This window comes from Luteimonas chenhongjianii (assembly GCF_002327105.1).
Lineage (GTDB): Bacteria > Pseudomonadota > Gammaproteobacteria > Xanthomonadales > Xanthomonadaceae > Luteimonas > Luteimonas chenhongjianii.
The window spans coordinates 3,220,588-3,234,967 of the sequence record NZ_CP023406.1 but is presented as its reverse complement, the minus strand read 5'-3'; the positions used below and the strand labels follow the sequence as shown (position 1 = coordinate 3,234,967).

Genomic DNA, 14,380 nt, shown 5'->3' with positions numbered 1-14,380 from the left:
CGCCGACGGCGCCCGAACAGCACCATGTCCGCCAGGCGCGAAGGGTGTGTGCTGCAGTGCAAGATGCCCGGGCGTGACGTCGCTGTTATTTTTGCGCTCGAAATTTAATGACCATCGGTGTCATTGGCCTTCGGCGTCCGCCGAGTGGTCCCTACACACTATCGGCGCCGTACTGGCGCGCAGGTCGACCCTCGGAGAAGAACGCATGAAGTTTGCACCACGGGCGGAAAAGACACCGGTTACCATTCTTGCCACCGCGATCGCCATGGCGCTCGCTGCGCCGGTCGCGGCGCAGACGGCGCCTGCCCCGGATCGCGCGGTGGACATGGAGGCGGTGACCGTCACCGGCTATCGCGAGAGCCTGCAGAAGTCGCTCGACGAAAAGCGCTACAGCGTTGAACAGGTCGATGCGATCTTCGCCGAGGACATCGGCAAGTTCCCGGACCAGAACCTGGCCGAATCGCTGCAGCGCATCGCCGGTATCTCGATCGACCGCGAAGGCGGCGAGGGCCAGCGCATTTCGGTGCGTGGCCTGGGTTCGGACTTCACCCGCGTGCGTCTCAACGGGCTCGAGGCACTGGCGACCGCCGGCAGCGGCAGCGCCGGCGTCAACCGTTCGCGCGGCTTCGACTTCAACACGTTCGCCTCGGAACTCTTCAGCCAGGTCAAGGTCAACAAGACCCAGTCTGCGCAGATGGACGAAGGCTCGCTCGGCTCCACCGTCGATCTGCGCGGTTCGCGCCCGTTCGACTTCAAGGGCTTCCGCGCATCGGCCAGCGCCCAGCTCGGCTACAACGAACTGTCGGAAGAGAACGATCCGCGCGTCTCCGGCCTGATCAGCAACACCTGGGCCGACGGCCGTGTCGGCGCGCTGCTTTCGGCGTCCTACAGCCAGCGCACGATCTTCGAGGAAGGCTACAACCCGGTCCGCTGGGAACACGGCAACCACCGCAACTCCAACCAGTCCAACGCCAGCAACAACGGCACCTACGGCTTCTGTTCGCCGGTCGGATACGACCCGCAGACGCCGCGCAATCCGCTCTCCAACGAGACACCTGCCGGTACCGGCAGCCAGGCCAACCAGGACCGCAACAACGGCTGGGGCAGCTATGGCATCGATGCCAACAACTGCGGCACCGGCCTGGCGCGTCCGGCCGCGACGCCCGAGAACATCGCCGCCTACGAGACCGCGACCAATGCCTGGCTGCCGCGCTATCCGCGCTACATCCGCACCCAGCACGACATCGAGCGCCTCGGTGTCACCGGCGCGTTCCAGTTCCGCATCAGCGACGACACGCTGCTGAGCGTCGATGCGCTGTATTCCAAGCTGGAGAAGGATCAGCGCGAGGATTCGCTCGGCGCCAACCTGCACCGCGCCGCCAACCTCGGTGGCAAGACCCAGATCGTCGTGCGTGAGGTCGAGGTGGACGAGCGGAACCGGCTGCGTTACGGCGTGTTCGACAACGTCGACTTCCGCACCGAATCGAGCCAGATCGAGGAATCGACCGAGTTCAAGCAGTTCAGCATGCAGCTCGAGCATCGTTTCAACGATGCCGTGCGCCTCGACGCCACCGTCGGCACCTCGACGTCGGACTACGCGCGGCCGGTGTTCTCGATGGTCAGCTTCGACAATGCGAACCTCGACGGCTTCGTGCTCGATCTGCGCGGCGATCCCGAAATGCCGAGCATGACCTTCCCCTTCGACACCAGCAGCGCCGACTCCTGGCAGTGGCTCGGCTATGGCGCGGTTCCGGTCAACAGCAACGGCACCGCGCGCGGCGCCAACATCAGCGAGGCGCGACTGAACCCGAGCTACGTGCGCAATGCCTTCGATTCCGCGAAGGTGGATCTCTCGTTCGATATCAACCCGAGCCTGACGTTCCGCACCGGTCTGGCGTTCAAGGACTACGAGATGCGCAGCGAGGAGTACCGGCACATCAGCTACGGGCGCCTGCCGCAGGCGCTGCCGGACGGGGTGACGGTCGGTGAGCTGAGCACCACGCTCGACGGCTTCGGCAACAACCTCTCGGGCAACATGCCGGGCTCATGGCTGATTCCCGACTTCGACCGCATCGCCGGCCTGCTCGACATCTACAGCAACGCCGACAGCGGCGTGCCGGGCGGCGACTACCGCCTCGCCGGTATCGGTCACTTCGGTTCGTCGAACAACAACTTCGACGTGAGCGAGCGCAGCCTGGCGACCTACGCCCAGCTCGACTTCAACACCGACCTGTTCGGTCGCGCGCTGCGCGGCAACGTGGGCGCGCGCCTGGTCAAGACGCAGATCGAAGCCAATGGCTGGGCGCCTTGCCCGACCGGCGGTGAGGCCAACTGCACCAGCGTCTTCGGCGTCGCCAGCGCGACCGCCGATGCCGGTGAGCGCTACGTGCTGCCGACCAGCGTCGGCCACAGCTACACCGATGTCCTGCCTTCGTTGAACCTGTCCTGGGACCTGACCGAGAGCTTCATCCTGCGCTTCGGCGCAGCCAAGACCATGGCACGCCCGACGCTGGCCTACATGTCGCCGAGCGTCAGCGGTGGACCGACGAACTTCTTCGACGACGGCCGCTTCTACTCGATCAACCTGGGCAATCCCAAGCTCGATCCGTTCCGCTCGACCAACTACGACCTCAGCGCCGAGTGGTACTTCGCCGAAGGCGGCCTGCTGTCGGCGGCGGTGTTCTACAAGGACATCGAAAGCTACGTGCAGCGCACGCGCCTGCTGACGACGTGGTCGGACCTGGGCTATTCGCTGGATCTGCTGCCGCCCGGCTTCACCGCCGACACGGTGTTCAACGTGCAGAGCTACTACAACACCCCGGGCGGTCCGCTGAAGGGCTGGGAGCTGACCTACCAGCAGCCCTTCACCTTCCTGCCGGGCTTCTGGAGCAACTTCGGCGTGCAGATGAACTACACGCACGTCGATTCCGACATCGAGTACATGTTCAGCACGGCCGCCAGCAGCAACAGCGCGATCGTCACCCAGATCACCGAGAACCAGCTGGTGAACCTGTCGCCGAACTCGTACAACGCGACGCTCTACTACGACGACGGCAAGTTCAGCGCCCGCGTCTCGACCAGCTACCGTGACGGCTACATCGGCGAGGTGCTGAGCCGCGAGAACGTGTTCGACCTCGACGGCAACCAGCTGGCCACCGCCGACGTCACCGGCAAGCACAGCGTGCGCAACGTCGACTTCAACACCTCGTTCAAGGTCAACGACAAGCTCAGCCTGACGTTCGAGGCGATCAACCTGCTCGATACGCCGGACCGTCGTTATGTCGATTCGGACCTGATGCTGCCCGATCGCTACACGGTGACCGGACGCCAGTACTACGTCGGTGCCCGCTATCGCTTCTGAGGCCTCCCCGCGTCGCCCGCTCCCGCCGCTCCGGCGGCGGGGGTGGGGGCGTGTCCTGGGCATGCTGTCGTCGCTGGCCTTCAGCCCGGCGGCGATGGCCGATCGCGTTCTGGAGGTCGGCCATGACAGTGGCGCGTTCGCAAGCGTCCAGGCCGCCGTCGATGCGGCCACGGCGGGCGGCGAGGCCGCGACCATCCGCATCGCTGCGGGGACGTGGCGCGGGGTGGTCGACGTGCCGTCGGACGCACCCGCGCTCCGCTTCATCGGTGCCGGGGCGACGCAGACCCGCATCGTCCACGACCATTACGCCAGCCGGATCGATCCGCGCAGTGGCCAACCCTTCGGTACCTACGGCTCGGCGACGATGTTCGTGCGCGCCGACGATTTCCACGCCGAGCGACTGACCATCGCCAACGATGCCGGGCCGGTCGGCCAGGCGGTCGCGCTGGTCGTCGACGGCACTCGAGCCTCGTTCCGGGACGTGCATCTGCTCGGACACCAGGACACCCTGTACCTGCGCAAGGCCGGTACGCTGGTCTGGTTCCGCGACTGCCGCGTCGAGGGGACGGTCGATTACATCTTCGGCGCAGCGACTGCACTGTTCGAGCGCTGCGCCCTGCATTCGGTGGGCGACGGCTACATCACCGCGCCGTCCACGCCTCCCGAGCAGGCCTATGGATTCGTGTTCCGCGACTGCACGCTGACCGCCGCGCCCGGCGTGGCGGGCGTCTATCTGGGGCGGCCGTGGCGCCCGCACGGCGCGGCATATTTCGTCGGCTGCCGGTTCGATGGCCCGGTACTGGCCGAGGGCTGGCACGACTGGGGCAAGCCGGGGAACCGGCAGACCGCGCGCTTCGCCGAATTCGGCAACAGCGGCCGGGGCAGCGCACTGGATGGTCGCGTGTCGTGGCGCCTGGATGACAGCGCGCCGCCTGATGCCGTCACACTGATGCAGGACTGGAAACCATTCGAATGAGGATGCCGATGCCCGGACTGCGTTTTCCTGTGCTGCAACTGGCGTCGATCTGCCTGCTGTCCGGTCTGCTCGCATCCACGAGCGTCTTCGCATCGGAGCCCGACCCGGTGGCCGAACGCATGCTGCAGGCGCAGACCGCGTCGGGTGGCTGGCCCAAGCATCTTGCCGGCAAGGCCGTCGACTACGCGCGGCCGTTCGATGCGGCGGCGAGTGCCGCGCTCGCCCGGTCCGGGCGTCCCGACGATGCCACGATCGACAACGATGCGACCACGCGCGAGATCGTCCATCTCGCCGGGGCATTGCAGCGCTCGGGCGACAGCCGCTACCGCGACGCGGCGCTGCGTGGCGTCGATTACCTGTTGGCCGCCCAATACGCGAATGGCGGCTGGCCGCAGTTCCACCCGGACCGCTCCGGCTATCGCGCCCAGGTCACCTTCAACGACGACGCGATGACCCAGGTCGTCGGGCTGCTGCAGGACATCGCGGAGGGGCGCGGCGACGTGGCCGGGCTCGCGCCGCTGCGCGGCGAAGCCGCCCGCGCCGCAGTTGATCGCGCAATCGCGTTGATCGTGTCCCTGCAGGTGCGCATCGATGGCGTGCCGACGATCTGGGCTGCGCAGTACGACGAGACCACCCTGGTCCCGGCGACTGCGCGCAAGTACGAACCGCCCTCGCTGGCGAGCGGCGAATCGGTGGCGATCGTCCGCCTGCTGATGCGCCAGCCCGCTCCGTCGCCGGCGATCATCGATGCGATCGAGCGCGCCTGCACCTGGTTCGGCGCGCATGCGCTCACCGATATCGCAATCGAACGCGATGAGGCGTCCGAGGGGCGTCCGCGCGATGTGCGTCTGATCGCGCGGCCCGGTGCAAGGCTGTGGGCCCGCTTCTATGATCTCGAGCGGCAGCAGCCACTGCTGGTCGATCGCAGCGGCGACATCGTCGCATCGCTGGCGGACATGTCGCACGAGCGCCGGACCGGCTATGCCTGGTACGGCGTCTGGCCGGCGCGCCTGCTGGATCAGGACCTGCCCGCCTGGCGTCAGCGCCTGGCGACCGCCCACGCATCGGCGTGGCACCGTTAACCAAGCGCCGGCTCCGCGCCGGTGCGCTGTAGAGGAGAACACGTTGAACCAGATGTCGAAGCGGGTGCTGGCCATTGCCTGCGCCATGGGGCTGTCCGCCTCCCTCCACGCCCAGGAGGCGCCGCGCCTGCTGTTCCACGTCTCCGCCGATGAGGATTTCGTCGCCGACACCGCGCTCGGTGATCCGGTGCCCAACTTCAAGGACAAGGTGCGTCTGGTCGAAGGCGGCGCGCGCGGACGCGCGATCGAGTGGGACGACGACGGCGTGCTGTCTTGGAATGCGCCGGGCAACATCGATGCCGCGCGCGGCACCCTGAGCTTCTTCTGGCGCTCGCGCGATCCCGTCGGCGAGGCGCCGTTCGTGATCTTCCGCGCCGGTTATGCCGACCACTCCAGCTGGGACATGGCGTGGATGCGGATCGACTGGAACGGCGAAGGCTTCGATGCCTTCGTCACCGATGCCAACCTCGCGCGCTCGCGGGTGTCGTTCAAGATGGACACGCCACCGGCTGCCGATGCCTGGACCCATATCGCGTTCGCCTGGGACGAAACCGTCGGCGTGCGCCTGTATGTCGACGGCCGCGAAGTGGGCCGCGAGGAGCGGCCGGCCAATGCCCAGGCGTCGTTCGACTTCGATGCGGGCCTGGACCAGTTCGGTCTGGCTGCACGCGTGCTCGCGCCGCACCAGGTGCAGAGCCGTTACAACTTCCTGCGCGGCAGTGATTTCGACGACATCCGTGTGCACGACCGCATGCTCGACACGGCTGGTGTCGAGGCCGTGCGCAGCTTCCGCGCGCCGACCAGCGCCGTTGCCCCGGCCGGCCGGCATGCAGCCTGGCTGTTCCGCCACGGCTGGCAGGACGGCGTGGCGCCACCGCTGCTGGAAGCGGCGACGACCACGATCCGCAAGGTCGAGTTCGCGGATGCCAGGGACCTCAAGCAGTGGATGTGGAAGGGCACCGACGGCATCTCCGAAACCACCTGGCCGGGCGTCTACAACCGCTCGCGGCTGCGCGGTCGCGACGACTATTTCCAGCTGCCGGACTGGGATACCTATGTCGACGGCGGCAAGGCGCTCGATCTGACCCTGCCCGATGAACCCTGGAACCGCATCGAACTGCGCGGCGCGGCCTACGGGCAGGCGCGGGCTGGCGACGCACCCGGGTCGCTGTCGCCGCTGTTCCAGCGTCCGCAGGGCGTGGTGCGCACGGTGGATACGTTCGACGAGCGCCGCGGCGGCCACCTGCGCTTCGAGAACGCCGCCCAGGAAACCCCGATCCAGGAGATCTGGGCCTATCACGTCAGCGACGCGGCCGAACCCGAGGGCTCGGTCAAGCAGCGCTACACGATCCACAGCGACGCGGAGATCGACTACGACAATCTCGTCGCCCTGCGCACCCATATCGACAGCCGATTTGCGGCCGGCGAACGCAGCAAGGTGCTGGCGCTACCCGGCCGCGCGGCGTATCGCACGCGGGACGCGGCGCGTGAGGCCAGCGATCAGCCCATCGTCCACATCCTGATTCCGTCGGGCATCGGCGCCGCGCCGGCGGCGCAGCCGCTGATCCGCAGCTGGGCACACAGCTGGGAGAACATGTACGACGGCCTCGACGGCGTCGCCATCGACATCCCCGCGCTCGACCTGCCGGCCTCGCATACCGTCGACGGCAGCCCGGCAATCCCGCTCAACATCCGCGTCAAGGATCCCATCTGGCCGGACCGCGACATGATCGATGTCTCGGTCGCGGTGAAGCCGGGCGAGGCGCGCACGCTGTGGCTGGACCTGCGCGACCGCATCCTCACCGACGACAGCCTGTGGATCAGCATTGCCTCGGCCGCCGAGGGCTTCAATGCCGGCACGCTCGACGGCGCCGAGGTGCGCATGGTCTACAAGCCGCGCGCGCAGGCGATTGCCGAGCACGTGGAAGACCGCTTCAACCAGGTGCGCGACAACTGGGGCTTCCTGGTCGAGGAACACACCACCTCGCAGCGCCAGCGTCTCTACGCGCGCGTCCATGCCGACATCAGCGACCTGCTGCGGGTCGATCCCGACCACGAGCTCGGCCGGCTCTACTGGAACTACATGAGCTACAACAGCCAGGGGCTGCCGCCGTTCGAGCAGCCACAGGCGCCGGCCGGCGTGCCGCTGTGGGCGTTCCGCCAGCTCGAGGATCTCAAGGCCGTGCGCCGCTTCGTCGAGTGGTGGATCGACGAGCGCCAGGCGGAGTTCGGCGATTTCGGTGGCGGCATTTCCGACGACAGCGACCTGTCTCAGCAGTGGCCGGGCCTGGCGCTGATGGGCGTGATCCCCGACAAGCTCAATGCCTCGATCACCGCACTGGCCGACGCGGCCTACGCACACGGAATGTTCGCCGGTGGCCTGTCGGCGATCGAGACCGACGAGCTGCACGCCTACGAGGAAGGCATCAACACCAACAGCGCGATGTACCTGCTCAACTGGGGTGATCCGCTGAGCACGACGCGACTGATGGAGACCGTCCGCGATCTCGACGAGAAGATCGTGCTGCGCAATCCGCAGGGTCACGTGCTGTTCTCGAGCAACTGGTTCGGCGGCAACAAGGTCTATCGCGAGCCGCGCTGGCAGTGGCAGAAGCCGTACTCGTTCCCGGTGCTGCATCCGGCGTTCGTGCTCGGCGTGTTCAATGCCGACCCGACCAGCCGCGCGATGATCACCGGTCTCGCCGACGGCTATCTCGCGCATGCCTATACCGACGAGAAGGGCGCCTGGCAGTTGCCCAACGAGATCAACTGGGCAACCGGCGAGCGTCGCGGCGGCGATCTGTTCGACGGCTCCGGCGGCGCCGACACCATGCACCTGTACTGGGCGGCCTGGCGCTGGACGGGTGACGACAAGTACCTGCGGCCGCTGCAGTACCGCGTCGACCGCAGCGGGCCGGCGGGCCTGTCGAACCTGGCCGAGAACTACGTCGACGTGCTCGGCAGGCGGGAGGACTGGGGCAAGCGCCTGCAGCAGTCGGCCGACAAGGGCGAGACCGGCGTACAGAGCGTGTTCGCCTGGCAGCAGACCGGTGACAAGGCCTATCTCGAAGCCCTGCATGCCGACGGCATCCGGGCCAAGGCGATGCGCGAGTACATGAACACCGAAGGCCACTGGTGGTCGGATCGCGTCGACGCGCCCAGCGAGTTCCTGCAGCGCGCGCGTCTCGGCGGCCTGGCCCTGCGCCGCAACACCACGTATCCCGGCCACACCGTGAGCTGGCGCTTCGCCGACGACGCGCAGGCCGAAGCCGTCGCATTGCTGGTCTCGGCGCCGTCTCGCGAACGCTTCAAGGTGATCGCGCACAACACCGGCGCGCGTCGGGCCGATGCGGCGATGACCGGCTGGAACGTCGCGCCCGGGCGCTGGCGCATCACCAGCGGCGTCGACCGCGATGGCGACGAGTCCATCGACGGTCGCGCGCAGACGCGTGAGGTCACGCTCGAGACCAGCGTGTCGGTGGATCTGGCCTTCGCGCCGGGTCGCACCGAGGTGTTCGAGTTCGAGCTGATCGAAGCCGGCACACCGGTGGAGACGCGCGCCGACATCGGCATCGGCCGTGGCGACGTGCGCGTGGTCGACGGCGCGGTCGAGGTCACCGTCCACAGCCTCGGCCACGCCGATGCATCGGGTGGCGTCGCGATCCTCGAGGACGCGCGGGGCCGCGAACTCGCGCGCGCCGACATTCCCGCACTGGATGCACCGCGCGACCTGCAACCGCGCACGGCCACGCTGCGTCTGCAGCATGCGGCTGGTATCGATCCGCGCGGTGGACGCGTGCGCATCGCCTTGCCGGGTGACGACGAGGAGGTGACACGCCTCAACAACGTCGCCGAGGTGCGTTGATGACCGCGCATCGCGGCCTTCGCGCCGCGCTGCTGGCAGTCGCGATCGCCGGGGCCTGCGCAGCGCCTGTCCTCGCCCAGCCGCCGATGGCGCCCGGCGTGTGGATGCCGGACCAGGGCGAAGGCACCTACGCCAATCCGATCCTGGCCGGCGACTACTCCGATCCGGACATCGTCCGGGTCGGCGAGGACTACTACCTCACCGCGTCCAGCTTCGCGAACGTACCCGGCCTGCCGGTGCTGCATTCGCGCGACCTGGTGAACTGGACGCTGGTCGGCCATGCACTCACGCGCCTGCCGCAGGCGCATCACGACGTGCCGCGCCGCGGTGGCGGCGTCTGGGCGCCCGCGATCCGCCATCACGGTGGCCTGTTCCGCATCTTCTGGGGCGATCCGGATTTCGGCATCTACACCGTCACCGCAGCCGATCCGGCGGGGCCGTGGAGCGAGCCGATCCTGGTCGACAATCCGGGCGGCGCAATCGATCCGGCGCCGTTCTGGGACGACGACGGCCAGGGCTGGCTGGTCTATTCGTACGCGAAGTCGCGGTCGGGCAAGATCAACCTCGTCGCGCTCAAGCGTCTCGACGACAGCGGCACGCGGGCGGTCGGCGAGGAACGCATCATCGTCGACGGCGACACGCTGGCGCAGGTCGAAACCTCGGACGGTCCCAAGACCTGGGTCGTCATCGAAGGCGGCAAGCTCTACAAGCGAGACGGCTGGTACTGGCTGTTCGCGCCGTCGGGCGGGGTCAAGGGCGGCTGGCAGGGCGTGTTCCGCGCGCGCGACATCACCGGGCCGTACGAGGCGCGCAATGTGCTCGACCAGGGCGACACCCCGGTCAATGGACCGCACCAGGGCGGCTGGGTCGAGACCCCGCAGGGCGAACACTGGTTCGTGCATTTCTCGGATGCCGATGCGTACGGGCGCCGCGTGCATCTGCAGCCGATGACCTGGAACGCCGATGGCTGGCCGCTGGTCGGCACGCCGCAGCCGGGCACGCATCGCGGGCAGCCGGTGCTGGCGCATGCGAAACCCGCACTGCCGCCGCAGGCGATGAGCGCGCCGGTCGTCGACGACAGCTTCGACGACGGCTTCCACCTCGGCTGGCAATGGCAATCGAACCCGGCGGCCGACTGGCACGACGCCTCCGCCACCGGCGTGCTGCGGCTGAAGTCGGCGTCGTCGCCGGTCAACCTGTGGGAAGCCGGCCACGTGCTGTCGCAGAAGTTGCCGGGCATGACGTTCAGCGCGACCACGACGCTGGACTTCGCACCGGTCGCTCTCGGCGAGCGCGCGGGCCTGACGCTGTTCGGCGCGGCCTACGGCTGGATCGGACTCGAGCACGCCGCCGACGGCGTACGTCTCGTGCAGGTCACGCGCGAGGATGCGGCCGGGCAGGGTGACGCCCGCAGCGTCACCGCCGGCGTCGCGATCCATGGCCCGGTACACCTGCGCGTCGATGTGACGCCGGTCGAAGTCGCGGTCGCGCCGCCGGCCGATCCCACACGCTACTGGCCGTCGATGGAGCGCGCGTATCACGCGCGCGCGCAGTTCCACTACAGCCTCGACGGCCACGCCTGGACCGCGCTCGGCGAGCCGGTGCACGTGCTGCCGGGTCGATGGGTGGGCGCGCAGCTGGGCCTGTTCGCGCAGAGCCCGGCGGGCACGCCGGCGTTCACCGCGACACGGGTCGGGTACGCGGACTTCGACGATTTCCGGGTGCGCTGACGCGGTGCGCCCGGGCCACGAACCCGGGCGCTTCCGCTCTGCGGTCTAGCGCCGACGCAGCGCGCCGTCGCTCCAGTGCAGCGTCAGCGTCTGGGCCGCGTCGAGTGTCCATGCGCTTTCGACCGTGTCGTAGTCGAGCCGATAACGCCCCCCCTTTGCGCTGCGGAGGGTGACCGTCGACAGCGCGCCGTCGGCCCAGGCGATGTCCACCGTCGCGGTGTTGCGCGCGCGCAGGCCACGCACCTCGCCGCGCGCCCAGCGCTGCGGCAGCGCAGGGAGCAGGAAGATCGTGCCCCCCCAGCTCTGCATCAGCATTTCGGTGATACCGGCCGTGCCACCGAAATTGCCGTCGATCTGGAACGGCGGATGCGCGTCGAACAGGTTGGGATACGTGCGCTCCGGGCTGAGCAGCATCTCGAGGATCTTGTAGGCGTGTTCGCCGTCGCGCAGGCGCGCCCACAGGTTCAAGCGCCACCCGATGCCCCAGCCCGTCGCGTCGTCGCCGCGGATCTCCAGCGATTTCCGCGCCGCGGCCGCGAGCGCCGGTGTGTCGCGCATGTTGATCTGGCTCGATGGATGCAGCGCATACAGATGCGAGACGTGGCGGTGGTGGAGCTCGGGCGCGTCGATGTCCCAGTCCTCGCGCCACTCCTGCAACTGCCCCGCCTTGCCGATGCGATCCGGCGGCAGGCGATCGCGGGTGGCGCGCAATTGTTCGACGAAACCTGCGTCGGTCTCCAGCAACGCGGTCGCCTCGATGCAGCAGTCGAACAGGTCGCGCAGCAGCTGCGAATCCATTGCCGGACCTGCGCACAGGCTCGAGCCGAAGGGGTGGCGGTTCTCGGGCGACGTCGATGGATTGGTGACCAGTTCGCCGGTCGCGGGATCCTCCTGCAGCGTGGCGACAAAGAACTCGGCAGCGCCGCGGAACAACGGCCAGACGCTGCGCAGGTAGTCCAGGTCGCGGCCGTAGTCCCAGTGGTCCCACAAATGCATCAGCAGCCAGGCGCCGCCCATCGGCCAGGTACCGAAGCGGGCGCCGTCGATGATGCTGGTCTGCCGCCACAGATCGGTGTTGTGGTGGACCACCCAGCCGGGCGCACCGTACATGCGCCGCGCCGTTTCCGCGCCGGTGACCGACAGGTCTTCGATCATCCGCTGCAGCGGCTCGACAAGCTCCGGCAGCGCCGTCATCTCCGCTGGCCAGTAGTTCATCTGGGTGTTGATGTTGAGGGTCCACTTGCTCGACCACGGCGGGTCGAGCAGATCGTTCCAGATGCCCTGCAGGTTCGCCGGCTGCGAGCCGGGCTGCGAACTCGAGATCAGCAGGTAGCGGCCGAACTGGAAGTACAGCGCGGCGAGCGCGGGATCGTCCTGGCCGGCGAAGCGATCGATGCGGATGTCCGTCGAACGTGCCGCGAATTCGGTGGTGCCCAGATCGAGATGCACGCGCCGGAACAGACGCTGATGTGCGTCGAGGTGTGTGGTCCGCAACGCGTCCCAGCCCTTCGCGGTTGCCGCTGCCACGCGCTCGGCCGTGATCCGGTCCGGATCGCCACTGACATCGTCATGGCGCACATAGCTCGTCGCGGCGGCGCCGATCAGCAGCAGTTCGTCGACATCCGCGAAGCGCACCCGGTTGCCGACCGCCTCGATGCGGCCTCCGCGTGCGATCACCCGGCTGCGCTGGGTGAAGCGCAGGCCCCCTTCGATGCCGAAGCGGGCGCCGTTGGTGCCGCGCATCACCAGCGCGCCGTCTTCCACCGTGATCGCGTTGTCCTGTTCGCTGGCCGCCGAGAGCCAGCCGGTCAACGCCCTGGCGCGGTCGGCGGTGAGGCGCAGTACGAGACACTGATCGACCGGCGAGATGAAGATCTCGCGGGTGTAGCCCACATCACCGGCGCGGAAACGCGTGGTTGCGGTGGCGGTGTCGAGATCGAGTTCGCGGCGGTACTGGTGGATCGCCCCGAGGTTGTCGAGATCCAGCCACAGATCGCCGAGCGCCTGGTAAGGCATTTGCCGGACCGGATCGGACATCAGTTTCGACTGGGTCAGCGCTTCCGCGTCCGCATAACGGCCGTCGAAGATCAGGCGGCGGACCTCGGCCAGTGCGTCCTGCGCATCGCCCGGGTTCGCGTCGTAGGGGCGTCCGGCGAACAGCGTGTCCACGTTGAGCTGCAGGCGCTCACGCGCCGTGCCGCCCCAGACCATCGCGCCGAAACTGCCGTTGCCCAGCGGCAGGGCGTCGACCCACTGTCGTGCCGGCACGCGATACCAGAGCTTGAGCGCCTCGTCCGGCATGCGCGGCACGCCAGCCGCGCGCGACTGCGCGAAGGTCAGGGCCGGCAGATGTGCCATCAACAAGGTGGAAGCGGCGGCCGCAATCAGGCCCCGGCGCTGGTGATCGACCATGCGTGTGCTGTCCTCGAACTGGAGCGCGTGGGGAGCGGGGTGCTCAGGGAATCAGGTTGCGTCGCAGCGCCGGCACCTGCTGCGCGAGCTCGTCGGCGACGATCGCCGCGAACAGTGCGGCGCCTTCCGGGCCGAGATGCGTGTAATCGAAGGCGAGCTTGGCCTGTCCCATCGGCTCGGTGGCGGCGTTGTCCTGGGCGCCGGCCGGCGCAGGCCTGCCTGCAGTCGCCACAGTCGCGGCAGGCGCAGTCTGGGGAGGTGCGCCGATCGTCGTTCCTGCCTGCGCGGCGACGACCTGTTCGGGCGCGGCCGGACGCTGCGCGGTGCGCATCGCCAGCACCGGACCCATGCCCTGCACCAGATCGCGGCTGCGCGCATGCAGGTCGACCAGCGGCACGTCGAGCTCACGCGCGACTGCGCGCGTCGCTTCGGCCCAGGCCGCGAGATCGTCGAGCAGGCGGCCGCCTTCGAACTGGCGACGCGTGAGCGGGGTCACCAGCACCGGCTGCGCACCGGCGGCGCGGATTTCGGCGACATAGCGGCGCAGGTTGTCGGGATATTCGCTCGCCAGATCGGTCGAGCGGCCCGGCTTGCCCGGCTGGTCGTTGTGGCCGAACTGCACCAGCACGTAGACCGCCTCGAACGGCCCGGCGCGCATTTCGTGCAGCGCGATGTCCCACGAGCCCTCGGCGCGGTAGTTGTAGGTACTGCGGCCACCGCGGGCGAGATTGATGCAGGCCAGGAACGAAGCCACGTGGCGATCGCAGAACGCGCCACCCCATCCGCCCTGCACCGCAGTCGTGGAATCGCCGACGAGCACGATCTTGCTGGCGCGGATCGGTGTGACCGGTGGACGCATGGGGTCGTCGACGGCGATGGCGGACAGGGGCGCCAGCAGGCAGCCGGCGAGGGCAAGGACGAGCGGTCGACGCATTGGCGGATTCCGGGATCAGG

The 14,380-nt window shown here is 68.5% G+C and carries 7 protein-coding genes; 5 read left to right on the top strand and 2 right to left on the bottom strand.

The window, feature by feature from the left end:
• Nucleotides 1–205: 205 nt before the first annotated feature.
• From CNR27_RS14580 to CNR27_RS14560, 5 genes are all read left to right on the top strand, one after another.
• Nucleotides 206–3,361 (top strand): TonB-dependent receptor, encoded by a 3,156-nt coding sequence (locus CNR27_RS14580; RefSeq protein ID WP_096299927.1) that lies wholly within the window; start codon nt 206–208, stop codon nt 3,359–3,361.
• Nucleotides 3,362–3,422: 61 nt separating this feature from the next.
• Complete coding sequence (locus tag CNR27_RS14575; protein WP_096299925.1) at nt 3,423–4,337, top strand: pectinesterase family protein; 915 nt, start codon at nt 3,423–3,425, stop codon at nt 4,335–4,337.
• Between the two features lie 8 nt (nt 4,338–4,345).
• Nucleotides 4,346–5,419, top strand: coding sequence for a pectate lyase (gene pelA / locus CNR27_RS14570; protein WP_096300712.1), 1,074 nt, complete (start codon nt 4,346–4,348; stop codon nt 5,417–5,419).
• A gap of 52 nt (nt 5,420–5,471) precedes the next feature.
• The gene (locus tag CNR27_RS14565; protein ID WP_096299923.1) at nt 5,472–9,284 is read left to right on the top strand and encodes a LamG-like jellyroll fold domain-containing protein; all 3,813 of its coding nucleotides are present in this window, start codon (nt 5,472–5,474) and stop codon (nt 9,282–9,284) included.
• A complete protein-coding gene (locus tag CNR27_RS14560; RefSeq protein ID WP_222843108.1) occupies nt 9,284–11,014 on the top strand; it encodes a glycoside hydrolase family 43 protein in 1,731 nt (576 codons plus the stop codon). Before CNR27_RS14565 ends, CNR27_RS14560 begins: the two co-directional genes overlap by 1 nt.
• Before the next feature lie 45 nt (nt 11,015–11,059).
• On the opposite strand, the gene CNR27_RS14555 is transcribed toward CNR27_RS14560, so the two are convergent.
• Nucleotides 11,060–13,372 carry a glycoside hydrolase family 95 protein gene (locus CNR27_RS14555; RefSeq protein ID WP_342744075.1) on the bottom strand — a complete coding sequence of 771 codons (2,313 nt, stop codon included), beginning with the start codon at nt 13,370–13,372 and terminating at the stop codon, nt 11,060–11,062.
• A gap of 97 nt (nt 13,373–13,469) precedes the next feature.
• Nucleotides 13,470–14,285 (bottom strand): rhamnogalacturonan acetylesterase, encoded by an 816-nt coding sequence (locus CNR27_RS14550; RefSeq protein WP_245815820.1) that lies wholly within the window; start codon nt 14,283–14,285, stop codon nt 13,470–13,472.
• Between the last annotated feature and the right edge of the window lie 95 nt (nt 14,286–14,380).